We start from the raw sequence: 18,871 nt of genomic DNA, 5'->3' as shown, positions 1-18,871 counted from the left end.
AAAAAGGAAATGTTATCAATTCATAAATTTTTTTGTTGCTGTTTGTTTTCTTTGTCAATATACGCTCAGCAACAGGTGTCTTATACCGGAATAGTAAAAGATTTTAAAACAAACGAGCCTGTAATTTCTTTTGAAATTGATATTCCAAACACAGACAAACAATATTTTTATACCAATGCTAATGGTCGTTTCTCTGTAAGTTTATCTAGTGATATCAAACAAATAATAGTAAAGGCAAGCGAATATAAGGAGGAGAGAATTACCTTAACTTCATTTAAAAGTAATGTTGTTTTTTTAAAACCTATGGATAAAATTCAGAATGAATTTAGTCTGGTAAATCTTACAGATGACCAATTAGATGATGAAAGTGGAGAGGTTGCTAATATTGCTGGAATTTTTTCTGCTTCAGACGATGTATACTTAAACACCATAGGTTTTGAATTTCAAGGAGTTTTTTACAGTGCAAGAGGGTTGAGTTCAGATCAGGTGACTTTTTTGTTAAATGGGGTTCAACAAAACAGATTGTACGATGATAGACCTGCATGGAATAATTGGGGAGGGGTAGATGGAATTTATAGAAATCAAGAAGTTACAGAGCCTTTAGGAGCTTCTGAAAAAACATTTGGGAGGGCTTTAGGAGTAACTTCTTTAACTACTAGAGCCTCAAAATATAGAACAGGAACTAGAGTTTCATATGCTCGTTCAGATAGGTCTTATCAAAACAAAGCCTCTGTAAGTCATGTAGGGAGTTTGTCTAATGAATGGTATTATGTGGTTTCTGCAAGTAGGCGTTGGGGAAATGAAGGTTATAGAGAAGGGTCTTTTTACGATGCCAATTCATTAATGTTGAGTGTAGAAAAGTATGTAAACACTAACAATAGTTTAACAGCAAGTTTTATGTACACACCAAATAGGAGAGGTGCTGCAGGTTCTTATACAAATGAAGTGTTTGGTTTAAAAGGAAATAGTTACAATGGAAATTGGGGATATCAAAATGGAAAAAAAAGAAACGCTAGAATTAGAGAGGTAGAAGAACCATTATTCTTGTTAACTCATACTTATGAAAATAATGATAAAACACGTTGGGAAAACACACTTATGTTGCAAAAAGGAAATATTGGGTATTCTAGAATAGATTATAACGGTGGAGCAAACCCCGATGCAGCTTATTACCAAAAATTACCAAGTTATTGGTTGTCTAGAAATACTGTTGATTATGAAAATGTATATAGATATGAGCAGGCTTTTTTAAATGATGGTCAGTTAGATTGGGATTTTTTATATAAAGCCAATGCAGAAATGAATGCAACCAATCAAAATGCTGCGTATGTGTTGTATAGCGATAAGAGAGATGAGCAAAGAATTCAATTTAATTCCAATATCACCCAAAAAATAAACGAAGATTGGCAATTTAATGCAAGTGTGGATTACAGAAATACAACCTCAGAAAATTATGCTGAAGTAATAGACTTGTTAGGAGGGAATGGTTATTTAGATGTAGCTAGTTTTACTTTGGTGCAAAGCGATTTGAATAATCTGAATAGAGTGGTTACCGAGGGGGATAGATTTAAATACAATTACAATATCAACAGTTCTAGTGTAAGCGGGTTTGCTCAGACTGCTTGGAAAGCAAAAAAAATAGAGTTGACTGGTGCTTTGGGAGCTTCTTATACCACACACCAAAGAGAGGGATTGTATAATTATGAAAATTATGCCGATGCCGAGGGTAAAAGCAAAAAAATAAACTTGTTAGCACACCAAGCAAAAGCAAATGTGCTTTATAAATTGTCTGGTAGAAATTTATTCGATTTTAAAACAGCTTATATTCAAAAATCACCAAGCGTAAGGCAAGTGTTTCCAAATGCAAGAGTAAGTAATGCTACTTTAGAGAATTTAGAAACAGAGAATTTGTTTAGCAATGCATTAAGCTACATTCATAGGGGGCTTAATTACAACATAAAACTTACAGGATATTACAATTTACAAAACAATGTTACTGAGACTGGTTTTTATTTTGCTGAAGGTTTTGGAACAGATGCTGATGACGATCCTAATACTGGAGATTTGTTAGATGAAAATAGCCTGTTTGTACAAGAGGTTTTAAATGATATTGAAAAAAAATATGTTGGTTTGGAGTTAGGGTCTTCTTACGATGTTACTTCAACCATAAAGTTAACAGGGGTCATTGGTTTGGGTAATTATACCTATAACAATAACCCTAATTTATTACTGTATACAGAAGATGATACAAGTGCTCAAAATTTAGGATTTATTAACGGAGCTAAAAATTTAGGAGCAGCTACTATTCAGGGTAAAAAATTATCGGTAGGGCCACAACAAGCATTTTCGTTAATGTTGGCTTATAATGACCCTAGTTATTGGAGGATAAGAGTGAGTGTCAATCATTTTAGAAATAATTATGTTGATGTTGCTCCTATTCGTTATACCAGCAATTTTACTCATGAAATTAACGGAAACCCAATTGCTAATATAGAAGACAATTTGGTGAGTTTGTTTAGGCAGCAAGAGCAATTAAATAATTTTACATTGGTCAATTTGTCTGGAGGTAAATCATGGCGATTAAATACAGGATATTTAAGTGTTTTTTGGAACGTTCAAAACATTCTAGATATCAGTTATAGAACAGGGGGCTTTGCTAGTGGTAGAGCAGCTAATTATACCGAACAGTTAAATGAATATAATAGAGAGTTACCATTGTTTGGTAGCCGTTATTTTGTAGGAAATGGGAGGACCTTTTTTACAGGATTATATTATTCATTCTAAAAACAACATCATGAAAAAATATAGCATATTATCTTTTTTACTTTTGTTAATGGCTTGTGTAGATGATTTTAATCACAAGGCTATTGATACCGATATTATTCCCCCAGACCTTAGTAGCAAAACAGAAATTACCTTTAAAGAGTTGTATAATTTGCATAGTAATGAAATAGGAAAAGATACTATTGTTACAGGATATGTAGTTTCTTCAGATCAGCAAGGGAATTTTTATAAAGAAATTTTTGTCCAAAATACCTTAGAGGATACCGATTTAGGAATAGATAACCCTAGAATGGGGATGAGAATTAGAGTAGGCTTAACCACTACCAGTACAAAATATGCCAAAGGAAGAAAAGTTGTAATTAATCTAGAGGGACTTAAAAGAACCACAAGTGATGAGTTGTTAACTTTAGGGAAACCAAGTAACACTTATATTAAAGATATTTCAGAGTTTGAATTAGATACTTATATCCTAAAAACAAATGAAGTAGGGAAAGTTACTCCTAAAATAACAACCCTGTCAAATTTAACTACTGCTGATTTAAATACATTGGTGAAAATTGAAAATATTCATTTTAAACAATCATATATAGGAGAGCCTTATGCAGGTTTACCTACGGATGATTTTGATGGTAAAAGAACGTTGGAGTTTTGCGATAGCACAAGGAAAGACACCATTCTTTTAGAAACAAGTAATTTTGCAGATTTTGCAGAGGATATCATTCCGAACAAACAAATAGATATTACAGCTATTTATAATATTAGTTTTGATAACGAGCCTATTTTAATAATGAATAGTATAGAAGACATACAAGAAATAGGAAATTATGTTGCTTGTCCAAATATTGTTACTCCCGATTTAATGATAACGGAAGTAGCCGATCCTAAAGTAGGAACAGGTGAAGTAGCTAGGTATATAGAAATTTACAACCCAACTGCTAGTTTAGTTTCTTTAAATGGTTGGAATGTTATTCGTTATAATAAAACAAGTGCTAACGAAAATGCATATACCATTTCTTTAGATGGTTTGTCTATTGCAGCAAACAAAACTTTAATTGTTGCTGCCAATGATAAAGATGTTGCTACTAACAAAACGTGGTTTGAAACGTATTTTGAGTTTGCTCCCGCTTTAACCAATAGCAATATTGATGGAAATGGAGATGATGCTTATGAGTTGATAGATCCTTTAAATGAATTGAAGGATGTTTATGGGTTTCCAAATGTTGACGGTACAGGTTCTGTCTGGGAATATGAAGATGGAGTAGCGGTTAGAAAAACATCAGTAATATCGCCAAATAATACTTTTGATAATACAGAGTGGATCATAAAAAAAGAGCTACCTCAATTAAATACTGGAGGAGGAAATATCGATTTTACTCCTGGTGTCCGTTAGCTTTTTTATCTTTGAGGTAAAAGTAAAAATATGGCATTAACACCTTCAAATGAAATGATGGTTGGAGTAGAAGCTCCTTATTTTATGTTGCCAGATGTAGTGTCTGGTAAACAAGTAAGTTTAACAGATGTTAAAGGGAAAAACGGAACGGTAGTGCTGTTTATTTGTAACCACTGTCCGTATGTTATTCACGTAAATCCTTTATTGGTTTCTTTGGCAAAAGAATATAAAGCAAAAGGAATTGGTTTTGTAGCTATAAGTAGTAATGATGTAGTAAATTATCCACAAGATCGTCCTGAGTTAATGAAAATTCACGCTATAGAAAATGAGTACTCTTTTCCATATTTATACGATGAGTCACAAGAAGTGGCTAAAGCTTATGATGCTACTTGTACTCCAGATATATATGTGTTTGATGGAGATTTAAAATCTTACTATCATGGTCAGTTAGACAAATCTAGACCAGGTAACGGAATTCCAACTTCAGGAGAAGATATTAAAAAAGCTTTAGAGTTGATGTTAAAAGGAGAGGCTTATCAAGATATTGTATTGCCAAGCATGGGATGTGGAATTAAATGGAAAAAATAGAAAAGGTCATAAAAAAGCTCGCTAAGAAATTAGCGAGCTTTTATTTTATAAGTAAAATTTTAAGCTAAAATTTCCAATTGGTTAAAGTTTTTAGTGATTTCTAAAACTCTATGTCCAATTTTAACATCTTCTAAATTTACATCTTCGTTGTCAATTTTAATGTTCTTAATTTGGAATGGTAACCCAATTAAATTAATTTTAAAGGTCTCGTATTCAGTAATAAAAGTCCCTGTTTTGTGCTGTTTAATGGTAACGCTATCTTTTTTACCAGTAATGGTAAATAGCCTTAAACTAAAGCGACCTTTCGTGTAATCATAACCATCATTGGCATCTTCATAAACACTAGACTCTTCTTTTCCTTGTTTGTAATAAACATCAAGAGTTAATTGTTCAATGGTTTTTTCTCCAACATATTGTTGAATAGGGTATTTAGGAATAATAGCTCCTTCTTTAATAAAAATAGGCATGCTATCAATATCGGCATCTACCCACATTTCTCTACCTCCATCAATAACTTCGTGTGTCCAGAAATTGTACCAGTTTCCTCTAGGGATGTACATTCTTCTTCCTTTTGCATTAGGTTCCCCAATAGGACAAGCCAAAATGTGTTCTCCTGCTAAAAACTCATCTGTTCTGTGGTGTGTTTGAGCATCTTCTTGATCAAACAATACTAGTGATTTTAACATTGGAATTCCTTCCTCAATATACTTGTAAAAAGTAGTGTATAAATAAGGTAGTAATTGGTATCTAATTTCTATAAATTTACGAACAACATCTGCTATTTCTGTACCAAAAGTCCAAGGCTCTTGATCTCCATGGTCTCCAGAAGAGTGTGTTCTACAAAATGGGTGAAAAATCCCTAATTGTATCCATCTTGCATATAATTCACCATTTGGTTGTTGAGCAAAACCTCCAATGTCAGATCCTACAAATGAGAAACCAGACATAGCCATTCTTTGTGCCTGTACGTTGGCAATCCATAAATGTTCCCAAGAGGCTACGTTGTCACCTAGCCAAGTTGAGGTATATCTTTGCGTTCCAGAATATGCAGAACGTGTAATAACAAAAGGCCTTAAAGGGTAGTTGTATTTTTTTAATCCTTTATAGGTGGCTTTTGCCATTTGCATTCCATATATATTATGTGCTTTACGGTGAGAACAAGGGTTTCCATCATAATCATGACGAACATCATCTGGGAAAGATTTTCCAGGAACGTCCATAACAGCAGGCTCATTCATGTCATTCCAAACACCTTTTACTCCAATATCTTCAATTAGTTCTTGGAATAAAGTAGCCCACCAATCACGTACTTCTTTTCTTGTAAAATCTGGAAAGTAACATTCTCCCGGCCAAACTTTACCTTTCATGTAGGGACCATCTGCTCTTCTACAGAAATAATCATTTTCTAAACCTTCACGGAATACATCATAATCCATGTCAATTTTAATTCCTGGATCAATAATAACTACCGTTTTAAATCCATCATCAGCCAATTCCTTTACCATTCTTTTAGGTTCTGGAAAATAGTCTTTACTCCAAGTAAAACATCGGAAACCTTCCATGTAATCAATGTCTAAATAAATAGCATCACAAGGTATTTTTAAATCTCTAAATTTTTGGGTAATTTCTTTAACATTAGACTCTGGGTAATAACTCCATTTACATTGGTGATATCCTAAAGCCCATAATGGAGGTAGTTCAGGAGCTCCAGTTAAATTAGTGTAAGATGCTACTACATCTTGCATATTAGGTCCATAGATAAAATAATAATTCATTTCACCACCTTCAGCCCAAAAACTTGTTACATTTCTTCTTTCAGAACAAAAATCAAAATGAGATCTAAAAGAGTTGTCAAAGAAAACTCCATAAGCTTTTTTGTTTTGAATGGCTGTGTAAAAAGGAATGGCTTTGTATATAGGATCCGTGTGTCTTCCAAAAGCATAAGAGTCGGTTGCCCAGTTTTGAAAACGTTTTCCTTTTAAGTTGGTGTGTTCGGGTTTATCACCCAACCCATAAAAACTTTCACCAGTAGGAGAACTTTTGGTCATTTTAACAATGTTTCCTCCAAGTTCGTAGCTTTCTTCCCAGTGAAAACCTAATTCATCTTCAGAGATTAAGGTTTCATCAACGGCATCATAAATACGTGTTCTTAAGTCTTGTTTAGAGATATAGCACACTAATTTAGAAGTAGTAATGATGTACTTTTCTATATCTTCGGTAATTTCTAGTTTATTATATCCTTTAATAGCATCTTTAGAGATGGCGTATGAAAAATCTGGTTCAAATTTAGCATCTGTAGTAAATCTAAAACGTAACATACTATCTCTGAGCACTGTCATTTGTAGAATTACACCATTTTCGGAGTGAAAATACAGTGTGTCTACGTCTTTTTTAAAATCTATCACTTTTGCAGGAAACGCATTTCCCTTATGTTCGATTCTTTCGTTTAATATCATAGTATACAGTTCTTTATTGATTCTGAGTATTCCAATTTAGTGAAAAATGTTAACAATTAAACTTTAATAAAACTGTTTTTTATCATAAAATTAATTCTCTGTAAACCCTTATAAATACTAGGGTTTGGGTGAAGATTGTTGAAGTTTGTAAATTGTTGTTTTCATAAAAAAAGACTCCTTATAATGTGAATAAAGAGTCTTTTTTTAAATGTGGTAATATTATATCTTTTATTTTATCTGAAAGATGACAATTCCTAAAGGAGGAAGTGTAACTTCAGCAGAGTAGTCTTTCCAGTTCCATGGTTTGTCTAAAACCTGAATTTGTTTGCTGTTTTTAATTCCACTACCACCATATTTCTTCAAATCGGAGTTAAAAACTTCTTTTAATTTTCCTTTTTTGTGTACTCCAATTAAATAATTTTCTTGAACACTTGGTGTTGCATTACAAACAACAATGATGTCATTTTTATCTTCGTGTCCTTTTCTAATATAGCTCAATACAGATTTTTCTCCATCTTCATAGTTTATCCATTCGTATCCTTCTTGTGAAAAACCTTTTTCGTAAAGAGCAGGAGTTTCTTTTAAAAAGGTGTTTAAGTCTTTAATATATGTTTGAACAGATTTATGTTCTGGATTATCAAGCAAATGCCAGTCTAAGCTATGGGCATAACTCCATTCATTTTCTTGACCAAATTCAGCTCCCATAAACAATAAGTTTCCTCCTGGGTGAGAGAACATGTATCCGTATAACAAACGTAAATTGGCTAGTTTTTGCCATTTGTCACCAGGCATTCTACCTAGAATAGATTTTTTTCCATAAACAACTTCATCATGAGAAAGAGGAAGCATGTATCTTTCAGTAAAAGCATAAGCCAAGCTAAAAGTAATTTCATTGTGATGATATTTTCTGTGAATAGGATCTTTTTTAAAGTATCCTAAAGTATCGTGCATCCAACCCATCATCCATTTCATACCAAAGCCTAAACCACCATACTCAACGTCTCTTGTAACTCCTGAAAAGGCTGTAGATTCTTCGGCAATGGTTTGAACTCCAGGGAAACTGTTGTAAACTTCAGTGTTAAAATCTTTTAAAAATTCTATGGCTTCTAGGTTTTCATTTCCTCCAAATTTGTTAGGTTCCCACTCACCATCTTCTCTAGAATAGTCTAAGTAAAGCATAGAAGCTACAGCATCTACTCTTAAACCATCAATATGATATTTGTCTAGCCAAAAACAAGCATTAGAAATTAAGAACGAACGAACTTCATTTCTTCCATAATTAAAAATTAAACTCTTCCAATCTTTGTGATAGCCTCTTCTTTTGTCAGGATGTTCATATAAGTGCGATCCGTCAAAAAATCCCAACCCGTGTGCATCTGATGGAAAGTGTGATGGTACCCAGTCTAAAATAACACCAATATCATTTTTGTGAAATTCATCTACTAGATTCATGAATTCTTTTGGGTGTCCAAATCTACAACTTGGTGCAAAATAACCTGTAATTTGATATCCCCATGATTGATCAAAAGGATATTCCATAATAGGCATGAATTCTACATGTGTAAAATTCATTTCTTTTACATATTGTACTAGTTTTTGTGAAGCTTCCCAATAGCTTAAAGGTCTGTTTTCGTCTACATTTTTCATCCAAGACTCAAAGTGAACTTCGTATACAGAGTAGGGTTTGTCTAAACCGTTTTTATCTTTTCTGTATTGCATCCATTCTTTGTCTTGCCATTTATAACCTTCAATGTCATAAGTAACGGATGCAGTTTTAGGCGGATGTTCAGTATGATATCCATAAGGATCACATTTTTCAGTAACAATTCCGTTGTTGTTGGAGTGTATTTTATATTTATAAACTTCACCTACTTTTACGTTTGGAATAAAACCTTCCCAGATTCCTGAGCTATCCCATCTTACATTTAAAATATGTTCACTATCATTCCAGAAATTGAAATCGCCTACAACAGATACTCTATTTGCAGTGGGAGCCCATACAGAAAAGTACATTCCTTTAACACCATCTACAACTGCAGGATGTGCTCCAAATTTTTCATACAGTCTATAATGTTTACCAGATTTAAAAAGATATATGTCAAAGTCTGTAAAAAGACTGTGTACTTGTACGTGATTCATAAGCTGAATGATTATTTTGTTAAGTAACACGCCCAAGTAGATTTACTTGGGCGTGTTGAATTTTGTTTTTGGAATCTAAATAATTACAGTTCCGCTTGGGACAGTTACCCCGTTTTTTATAACTACAATTCCGTTTCGAACAGTGTATAAATCTGTTTCAGTATCTTGTAAATGGTCTCCACCGTTTATTTTAACATCATCTCCAATAGAAGAGTTTTTGTCTATAATACAATTGTTAATATAACAACGAGCACCAATTCCCTTTAAAGGGATATTGTTATATGTTTTGTGAGCAATTTCATCTGCTCCTTCATATTTATCATTACCCATTACATAGCAGTTAGAAATGGTAGATCCAATACCAATTCTAGCTCTAATACCAATAATGGTTCTTTCTATTCTACTAGCATTGATAATTCCACCCTCTGCAATTAATGTTTTTTCTAAGGTAGTCCCCGAAATTTTTGTGGGAGGTAAAAAACGAGGTCTTGTTAATACGTTGGTGTCATTTCCAAATAAATCAAACTGAGGGATGTCATCTGTAAGCCCTAAATTAGCTTCAAAGAAAGATCCAATAGTTCCAATATCTGTCCAATATCCTTCGTATTGATAACTAGAAACTTTATGGTTTTTAATAGCTTGTGGAATAATTTCTCCACCAAAATCCATGGTTTCTTTATTTTTCATTAATTCGATAAGTAGCTCTCTGTTAAAAATATAAATACCCATAGAGGCTAAATATTCTCTTCCTTGAGATTTCATTTCATCGGTAACTTCAGAGGTCCAGTCGCATAATTGATCTGAAGATGGTTTTTCTATAAAAGAAGTAATTTCCTCCTGATCATTGGTTTTTAAAATTCCAAAACCTGTAGCATCTTTCGCATTAACAGGTAAAGTAGCAATAGAGATGTCTGCTTTACTTTTTTGATGATCTTTAACCATTTTGTTAAAATCCATCTGGTATAATTGATCTCCAGATAGAATCAATGCATAATCCCACTCATAAGCTACAAAATGTTGCATGGATTGTCTTACGGCATCTGCAGTTCCTTGAAACCAACCATCGTTTTCAGGGGTTTGCTCTGCCGCTAAAATATCAACAAAAGCACCAGAGAAATTTCCAAAGGTATAGGTGTTTTTAATGTGCTTGTTTAAAGAAGCTGAGTTGAATTGTGTAAGTACAAAAATTCTGTCTATGTTAGAATGTAGACAGTTAGAAATAGGAATATCCACTAGTCTGTATTTTCCTGCAATTGGGACAGCTGGTTTAGACCTTGTAGATGTTAATGGTTTTAATCTAGATCCTTGTCCTCCCCCTAAAATAATTCCTAAGACTTTTTTTTTCATAAATTTTTATTTGGCTATTAGGTTATATAATTCGATATATTCTTGAGCTGAATTTTCCCATGAATTGTCAATTTTCATAATTTCTTTTCTAATTCTCTTAAATTCATTTGTATCATTATACAACTTGTTGGCACGGGTAATGGCTAGAGCAACATCTTCTACTGTAACATGTTCATGACGAATTCCAAAACCACCTTTTTCCCCAATATCTTTAACGGTGTCTTTTAATCCTCCAGTAGTTCTTACTACAGGAATGGTTCCATATCGTAAAGCGTATAATTGATTTAAACCACAAGGTTCAAATCTAGAAGGCATAATTAAAAAATCTGCACCCGCATAAATTAAGTGAGATAATTCTTCATCATATCCTATAAAAGTATTGTATCTATCTGGGTATTTTTCTTTTAATTCATTTAGTAAAAACTCAGCATGAGAATCTCCAGACCCCAAAACCAAACCATTAATATCGTTGGCTTCTAATGCCCTGTCAAAAATTCCAGCCATAATATCAGCTCCTTTTTGATATACCAATCTACCAATAAATGCTACCAGAGGTTTGTTTGGGTCTAAACCAAACTTATCGCAAATAGCTTGTTTGTTGGCTTTTTTACCTGCCTCTACTGTTTTTTCAGAGAAGTTTTTAGTAATCATAGTATCGGTAGCAGGGTTCCATACGTCTGCATCAATACCATTTAATATTCCTACTGATTTTTCTCTTTCAGTATCAAACAACCAATCTAATCCTGTAGCTGCGTATGGAAGCTCGTTCATGTAGTTTGGAGAAACAGTGGTGTATCGCCAACATGCTTTTATAGCAGCTGCCATAGGATTAATAGTATAGTCCCATTCTAAAATACCAGAAAATTCTAAATCGTACTCAGGTAAATAAGATAGTTTTTCAAAAGAAAACTCTCCTTGGTAACCTGCATTATGAATTGTAAACACTGTAGGGATACCACGCATAGAGTGATATTTTTTACACTGTGTAAGCATAAAAGGAATCAACCCTGTGTGATGATCGTGACAGTGAATAATTTCTGGGGCTTTAATAAATTGAAGAATCCAGTCTAATACTACTTTTTGGAATGCAATAAACCTTTCAGTATCATCTGCGTATCCATATACATTTTCTCTGTCTAAAAGATTTTTAATTTTCACTTGGTAAAGGTGAAAACCTAATTCTTCAAAACTGTTGTTAACTTTGTATACAGTTGCTTTGTATTGATTATCAGCTAAATCTACATTACACTTAAAATCGGTAGTATATTCTGCGTTTTTGGCATACTTGTTGTCGTAGTATGGCATAATAACGGCCGATTCATAATTAAGGTTGGTTTGGTATTTTGGTAAGGCTCCTACAACATCTGCAAGACCTCCAACTTTAGCTGCAGGATAGCATTCTGCACTAACGTGTATTACTTTCATAAAAATCGATTTAATTCACTTTCTAAACTTAGTAAAAAAATCTGTTAACATATATTAATTTAAGGGTAAATTCTTAAAATATTGCTAGGATTTTTGGACTTGGTGAAAAAAACTATCTAAATGTAAGTAGTATAAAAAAACACCTTGCATTGCAAGGTGTTTGATACTTAGTCGTTTAGTTTTAAAACGGCCATGAAAGCTTCTTGAGGAATTTCTACATTTCCTACCTGTCTCATTCGTTTTTTTCCTTTCTTTTGTTTCTCTAAAAGTTTACGTTTTCTAGATATATCTCCTCCATAACACTTAGCAGTTACATCTTTTCTTAAAGCTTTAGTGGTTTCTCTAGAAATAATTTTTGCACCAATGGCAGCTTGAATAGGAATGTCAAATTGCTGACGAGGGATTAATTCTTTTAGTTTTTCACACATTTTTTTACCAATATGGTAAGCATTATCAGCATGTATTAGTGCAGAAAGTGCATCAACAGAACTTCCGTTTAATAAAATATCTACTTTCACCAATTTAGAAACCCTCATTCCGATAGGATAATAATCAAAAGAAGCATATCCTTTAGATACGGTTTTTAATCGGTCGTAAAAATCAAATACAATTTCGGCCAAAGGCATATCAAAAATTAACTCGACTCTTTCAGGAGTTAAATAGGTTTGATTGACAATTTCTCCACGTTTTTCTATACACAAACTCATTACTTGTCCAACAAAATCGGACTTGGTAATAATTGATGCTTTGATGTATGGTTCTTCAACTCTATCCATACTAGATGGATCTGGTAAGTCTGTAGGGTTGTTCACCAAAATAATATTTTCAGGATTTTTTTTGGTATACGCGTAGTATGATACGTTAGGTACGGTGGTAATTACGGTCATGTCAAATTCACGCTCTAAACGTTCTTGGATAATTTCCATGTGTAACATTCCTAAGAATCCACATCGGAAACCAAAACCTAAAGCTGCTGAACTTTCTGGTTGAAATACCAAAGAAGCATCGTTTAACTGAAGTTTTTCCATAGAAGCTCTTAGTTCTTCGTAATCTTCGGTGTCTACAGGGTAGATACCTGCATATACCATAGGTTTAACGTCTTCAAAACCTTCAATTTTGTTTTGGGTAGGGTTTACTAGACTAGTAATGGTATCACCTACTTTTACTTCAGAGGCAGTTTTAATTCCTGTAATTAAATATCCTACATCTCCTGTTTTTATTTCTTGTTTAGGTGTTTGACGTAAATTTAATGTTCCAACTTCATCGGCAAAGTAATCCTTACCAGTAGCCATGAATTTAATTTTTTGTCCTTTTTTTATAGTTCCATCAATAATTCTAAAATAGGTTTCAACTCCTCGGTACGAGTTGTAAACAGAGTCAAAAATTAAGGCTTTTAAAGGGGCTTCTGGGTCTCCTTTTGGAGCCGGAACCTTGTCTATAATTGCTTTTAAAATATTGTCAACTCCAAATCCTGTTTTACCACTTGCATGAATTACATCTTCGGGTTCACATCCTAATAGGTCTACTATATCATCAGTTACTTCTTCAGGATTGGCACTAGGTAAATCTACCTTGTTTAAAACAGGGATGATTTCTAAATCATTTTCTAAAGCCAAATAGAGGTTAGAAATGGTTTGTGCTTGTATGCTTTGAGCAGCATCTACAATTAATAAAGCACCTTCACAAGCAGCAATAGATCTAGAAACTTCGTAAGAAAAATCTACGTGACCAGGAGTGTCTATTAAGTTTAAAATATAATCTTCTCCTTCGTAATTATAATTCATTTGAATGGCATGAGACTTAATGGTAATACCACGTTCTCTTTCCAAATCCATATTGTCTAATAACTGTGCTTGTTCTTCACGTTGGGTTACGGCACCTGTAAAACTTAATAATCTATCGGCTAAGGTACTTTTACCGTGGTCAATATGTGCAATAATGCAAAAGTTTCTAATATTCTTCATCTATCCTAAAAATGCTAGCTTGTTCAACGCGCAAAGATATAGTATTCTGTTCGGATTATAATCGCATCTAAATAAATAGTTATTTAAAGTAAAGAGTATTGTATATTAGCTTGTAAGGAATAAATAATTTTTAAAAAATAAAATAATGAAAAAAGTACTTGTTTTAACATTGCTAATGTTGAGTAGTATAGCTGTGAATGCTCAAAAATTTAAAGGATTAGATAAAAGTCCAATGGATGCTGTGTCTTATCCTATGAGTCATAAAACTTCTGATAAATTAGTGAAAATCATCTACAGTAGACCTCAGTTAAAAGGAAGATCTGTAGAGAGTTTGGCTAAACCAGGAGAGGTTTGGAGAATGGGAGCTAATGAGGCAACCGAAATTAGATTGTATAAAGACGTTATTTTTGGAGGTGAAAAAGTTGAAGCGGGAATTTATTCATTATTTGCTATTCCTGGGGAGAAGGAATGGACTGTAATTTTAAATAGCGATACAGATGTATGGGGATCTTATTCTTATAATGCAGAAAACGATGTGGTGAGAGTTCAGGGAGAAGTGTCTAAAAGTGAAGAGGTTATTGAGGCGTTTACCATTGTTTTTGATGATAAAATGAATTTATACTTAGCTTGGGGTAATGAAATTGTTACCATTCCAATGAGTGAATAAAAAATAGAGATTAATAATTGAAATTAAAGACCGTCTGGTAAAGGCGGTCTTTTTTGTTTTTATAAAAATAAAAAAGACTATGAATGAAGTTTTGTATATTGATGGGTGTTTTTTAGGTTAGTTGTAATATTTAACTAAATTTATTGACATATTTATAATATTGTTTTGAGAAACCCTATATATATCATTCTTATTCCCTTTTTTGTTTTTTGTCAAAGTTTAGTTTGTCAAAATCATGTTGATTTTAATCAGTTAAAAGGAGAAAACATTTCAACACAAAGTATTACTTATGCCATAAAACAAGATAATAATGGTAATATATGGATTGCTTCGGAAGAAGGAGTGTTAAAACACAATTCTAAATTTTACAAAATTTATAACAATTACAAAGGAATTCCTCAGGTGCTAAACAATAGGGTGTCCGAGTTGCTTATTGATTCTAAATCTAGAATTTGGATAGGATTAGATAATGGTTTATGTAAGTATGATGAAAAGTTAGATGTTTTTAAAATTATTAAAGCTAAAAAAGACTTAAATCCATCTTTGGTAAAAAGTATTGTTGAAGATGATAATGGAGATATTTGGATAGGTTGCTATAATGGTTTGTGGAAGTATCATCAAGAATCTAATACTGTGGAAAGGTTTCTTAGTAAACACAATATAGAGAGTATGTTGTGTTATAAAGGAACTGTGTTTTTTGGATCTAACCAAGGGCTGTATAGTTACAATGGAATAACCGAAAAGACTCAACAATTATCTGTGGGTAAAAATACAGATACATTTACCGCTTTGGCTTTTTTTAATAATGCTTTGTTTGCGGGATCTAAAAATGGAAAGATTTATAAAGTTTACACAAACCAAGAAGTTAAAAATATTCAATTGGTTTATAGTGATGAAAATAGTAGTCCTATAAAAGATATTTTAAAAACTAAGAATAGAGGAATTTATATTGCCACCGATGGTAATGGATTGTTACAGCTTAATAATCTTTTTGAGTTGATTCATCATTTTAAAGAAGATGAAAATAATCCTAGTTCACTTTCTAGTAATGGAGTATATGATATTGAATATCATGTAGAAGATATTTTGTGGGTAGCTACTTATGGCGGAGGTATAAATTATTTAGATAACAACAAATTACCATTCACAAAAATTAGTCATCAAATTAATAATAAAAACAGTTTAGTATCTGATTTTACTAGGGCAATTGCCAAAGATAAAAATGATAATTTATGGTTTGGGACTAAAAAAGGGGTGAGTATTTTTAATAAAAAGACAAATGTTTGGAAACATTTAAAGAGGTTGTCTAACAATGGGTCTGGTACTCAGGATATTGTTTTAACCTTGCAGGAAGACGATAAAGATATGTGGATAGGTACCTATAGTAATGGTCTTTTTAAAGTGAATATAAACTCATTAGAAATAAAACATTATAAAAACGTACTTTCCAAAATATATGCTCTTTATAAAGATTCTAAAGGTAATTTATGGGTTGGAGGTATTGAAGGAGATTTGGCTGTTGTAAATAAGAATGATGAAGTAACCCGTTATCCAATTCAGCCTATAAAGTCTATTTTTGAAACCAGAAAAGGATTTATTTTAGCTACGGGTAAAAAAGGAATTTACAGAATAGATCATGCAAAAAAGGAATTTAATTTAATAGAAAGATTAACACCTAATAAGTCAGATTTAGCATATGCAACAATCAATTCAGCATACGAAACCAGAGACAATCGTTTTGTAGTTGCTACCAACGGTAATGGAGTGGTGTTTTATAATCCTATTTATAAAACTGTAAAAAAGTTAACCGTAAAATCTGGAATGCCATCAGACATAGCACAAGGAATTATTGCCGAAAATGATTCGGTTTTTTGGGTTAGTACAACCAAAGGTTTGGCAAACATAATTACATCAAAAACAGATACTATTATCCATGTTTATGATAAAAAAGATGGGTTATCTAGCACTGAGTTTAATTATGGAAGTTATTTAAAAATAAAAGATAGTTTGTTTGCTTTTGGTGGAGTAGACGGTGTTACTTTATTCAATCCTAAAGAAGTAAAACCACAAAACTATAAACCAAAAGTAGAGTTTGATGTTTTTAAGTTATCAAATAAATTGATTGGTCCTAATGAAAAACCACTGTCAAAACATATTAACAAAACCGATACAATTACATTAAAACACAATGAAAATTCAATTGAGTTGTCTTTTACAGGAATATCTCATAGTTCATCATCTAAGGTAAAATATGAATGGAAGTTAGAGGGGGTAGATAATGATTGGACTATTCCAAGTTTAAATAATACTGTAAGTTATAATAATTTAAGTCCAGGTAATTATACGTTTAAAGTAAAAGCCTACAATAAATATTCTGTTTCAGGAAAAACACGCACTTTACAAATTACAATTTTACCACCATGGTGGGCAACCAATACAGCATTTTTTATATACTTTTTATTGTTGGTATTTGTGGTTTATTTAATTATTCATATAACTAGTGTTATTGTAAAAAAGAAAAATGCTGATGAACAAATTGATTTCTTTAATAATATAACCCACGAAATAAAAACGCCATTAACCATTTTGATATCATCTTTAGATAATGTTACTGAGAATATTGATAATGAAGAAGATTCAAAAAATAGAATTAAAACCACAGTAAAGAGAATAAACTCCTTGTTTGAGCAAATGTTAAATTTTCAGAAAATAACCTCTACAGAAAATTTAATGATGGATCTTTCTAAAATTAAGATAGAAGAACATATTAATAAACGTATTAATAACTTTTCACCATTAACTAAGGAGAGAAATCTTAAGTTGTTATTTAAAAATAATTGGGGAGAGGAATTCTTTTATTTTGATAAAGATGTGTTTGATAAAATAATACTTAATTTAATATCAAATGCCATTAAATATTCTTTTCAAAACGGAAAAATATATATCAACCTTAGCAAGCAATCTAATAATGAATTAAAGATAGAAATCATAGATGAAGGTTTAGGAATTCCAAAAGATCAACAAAAGTTTATACTTAAACGTTATTATCGAGCTAGAAATGTAATCAATAGTCAAAGGCCAGGAACAGGACTAGGTTTAATGATGGTAAAAAAATTACTTGAAAAAACAGGAGGAACTATTGAGTTTAATAGTGAAGAAAATAAAGGAACCACTTTTTCATTAGTATTAAAAAACTTTAAATCGGAATACAAAGCAAATTTAAAGGAAAAAGAAAATGCTATTGTTAATACAGAAAATGCATTTCAAGATCAATCAGAAATAGATACTTATAGTAATAGTAAAATACTTATAGTAGAAGATAATGATGAGTTGAGAGATGTTGTGGTTAAAACCTTAGGTGTCTATTTTCAAGTTTATGAAGCCAGTAACGGAAAAGAGGGGTTAAAGCAAGCTTCTAAAGTTTTTCCAGATATTATTCTTACAGATCTTATCATGCCAGAAATGGATGGAATGCAAATGGCTAAACAATTAAAAGAGGATATTAACCTTAATCATATTCCTATTTTTATGTTTACAGTTTTACAAAACTCTGAACAAAAATTGGAAAGTATAGAGACAGGGATTTCTGAGTATATAGAAAAACCAATAGATATTAAACTCTTATTTGCTAAAATTATAAACACATTAAAATGGCAACAAAAAATACGTGATAAATACGTGCATGATAATGAGGCAGATAATGCTACTTTATTTAGAAATAAAAACGATCAAGAGTTTTTAGAAAAGTTAGAAGAAACTGTGATTAAAAACATTGAAAATGAATCCTTTTCTGTACACGACTTGTCAGGTAATTTTAATATGAGTAGAACTTCTTTATATATGAAACTAAAAAACTTGGTAGATTTATCTCCCCAAGATTTTATTATTCATACCAAATTAAAATTTGCCAAGAAATTATTGATAGAAGGAAGTACTACTATAAAAGAAGTTGCTTACCAATCTGGATTTTCAAACCCTAAATATTTTAGTACATCTTTTAAAAAGTTTTATAAAATGACTCCAACATCCTTTTTAGATAGTTTAAAAAAGAACGAAAAAGAAGAGTAGTATTCTTAAAAACACAAAGACTCTGTAATAAGAAGTTGATAGT

The 18,871-nt window shown here is 32.0% G+C and carries 10 protein-coding genes; 5 read left to right on the top strand and 5 right to left on the bottom strand.

The genetic code is table 11. The features are described from left to right. The first annotated feature begins 9 nt into the window (after positions 1–9). From ACXGQT_RS08680 to ACXGQT_RS08670, 3 genes are read left to right on the top strand one after another with little or no spacing between them, the layout of a single operon-like run. Entirely contained in the window at positions 10–2,784 is a 2,775-nt protein-coding gene (locus tag ACXGQT_RS08680; protein ID WP_457828204.1) for a TonB-dependent receptor, read from the top strand. 10 nt (positions 2,785–2,794) lie between these two features. Then, positions 2,795–4,174, top strand: a complete 1,380-nt coding sequence (locus tag ACXGQT_RS08675; RefSeq protein ID WP_457828203.1) for a DUF5689 domain-containing protein — start codon at positions 2,795–2,797, stop codon at positions 4,172–4,174. Positions 4,175–4,204: 30 nt separating this feature from the next. After that, positions 4,205–4,762 (top strand): thioredoxin family protein, encoded by a 558-nt coding sequence (locus ACXGQT_RS08670; RefSeq protein ID WP_457828202.1) that lies wholly within the window; start codon positions 4,205–4,207, stop codon positions 4,760–4,762. 59 nt (positions 4,763–4,821) lie between these two features. Here the strand turns inward: ACXGQT_RS08670 and ACXGQT_RS08665 are convergent, their stop codons facing one another. The 5 genes from ACXGQT_RS08665 to lepA form a co-directional block, all read right to left on the bottom strand. Then, positions 4,822–7,218, bottom strand: a complete 2,397-nt coding sequence (locus ACXGQT_RS08665; protein WP_457828201.1) for a glycoside hydrolase family 31 protein — start codon at positions 7,216–7,218, stop codon at positions 4,822–4,824. 228 nt (positions 7,219–7,446) lie between these two features. Beyond that, entirely contained in the window at positions 7,447–9,357 is a 1,911-nt protein-coding gene (glgB, locus tag ACXGQT_RS08660) for a 1,4-alpha-glucan branching protein GlgB (protein ID WP_457828200.1), read from the bottom strand. Between the two features lie 75 nt (positions 9,358–9,432). After that, positions 9,433–10,704, bottom strand: a complete 1,272-nt coding sequence (locus ACXGQT_RS08655) for a glucose-1-phosphate adenylyltransferase (protein ID WP_457828199.1) — start codon at positions 10,702–10,704, stop codon at positions 9,433–9,435. A 6-nt stretch (positions 10,705–10,710) separates the two neighbouring features. Further along, positions 10,711–12,129, bottom strand: coding sequence for a glycogen synthase (locus ACXGQT_RS08650; RefSeq protein WP_457828198.1), 1,419 nt, complete (start codon positions 12,127–12,129; stop codon positions 10,711–10,713). Positions 12,130–12,296: 167 nt separating this feature from the next. Next, positions 12,297–14,093, bottom strand: a complete 1,797-nt coding sequence (gene lepA / locus ACXGQT_RS08645) for a translation elongation factor 4 (protein ID WP_457828197.1) — start codon at positions 14,091–14,093, stop codon at positions 12,297–12,299. A gap of 145 nt (positions 14,094–14,238) precedes the next feature. Here lepA and ACXGQT_RS08640 point away from each other — a divergent pair, with 145 nt between their 5' ends. Both ACXGQT_RS08640 and ACXGQT_RS08635 read left to right on the top strand, forming a co-directional pair. Beyond that, positions 14,239–14,760 carry a DUF2911 domain-containing protein gene (locus ACXGQT_RS08640; protein WP_457828196.1) on the top strand — a complete coding sequence of 174 codons (522 nt, stop codon included), beginning with the start codon at positions 14,239–14,241 and terminating at the stop codon, positions 14,758–14,760. Positions 14,761–14,925: 165 nt separating this feature from the next. After that, a complete protein-coding gene (locus ACXGQT_RS08635; protein WP_457828195.1) occupies positions 14,926–18,828 on the top strand; it encodes a hybrid sensor histidine kinase/response regulator transcription factor in 3,903 nt (1,300 codons plus the stop codon). Positions 18,829–18,871: the final 43 nt, after the last annotated feature.

The organism is Wenyingzhuangia sp. IMCC45467, from assembly GCF_054111205.1.
The sequence above is the reverse complement of the archived record's forward strand: the minus strand, read 5'-3'. Positions and strand labels throughout refer to the sequence as shown.

Coding starts and splice junctions, on each gene's coding strand:
- ACXGQT_RS08680 (WP_457828204.1), top strand. CDS start 10: ATGTTATCAATTCATAAATTTTTTTGTTGCTGTTTGTTTTCTTTGTCA.
- ACXGQT_RS08640 (WP_457828196.1), top strand. CDS start 14,239: ATGAAAAAAGTACTTGTTTTAACATTGCTAATGTTGAGTAGTATAGCT.
- lepA (WP_457828197.1), bottom strand. CDS start 14,093: ATGAAGAATATTAGAAACTTTTGCATTATTGCACATATTGACCACGGT.
- ACXGQT_RS08665 (WP_457828201.1), bottom strand. CDS start 7,218: ATGATATTAAACGAAAGAATCGAACATAAGGGAAATGCGTTTCCTGCA.
- ACXGQT_RS08655 (WP_457828199.1), bottom strand. CDS start 10,704: ATGAAAAAAAAAGTCTTAGGAATTATTTTAGGGGGAGGACAAGGATCT.
- glgB (WP_457828200.1), bottom strand. CDS start 9,357: ATGAATCACGTACAAGTACACAGTCTTTTTACAGACTTTGACATATAT.
- ACXGQT_RS08670 (WP_457828202.1), top strand. CDS start 4,205: ATGGCATTAACACCTTCAAATGAAATGATGGTTGGAGTAGAAGCTCCT.
- ACXGQT_RS08650 (WP_457828198.1), bottom strand. CDS start 12,129: ATGAAAGTAATACACGTTAGTGCAGAATGCTATCCTGCAGCTAAAGTT.
- ACXGQT_RS08675 (WP_457828203.1), top strand. CDS start 2,795: ATGAAAAAATATAGCATATTATCTTTTTTACTTTTGTTAATGGCTTGT.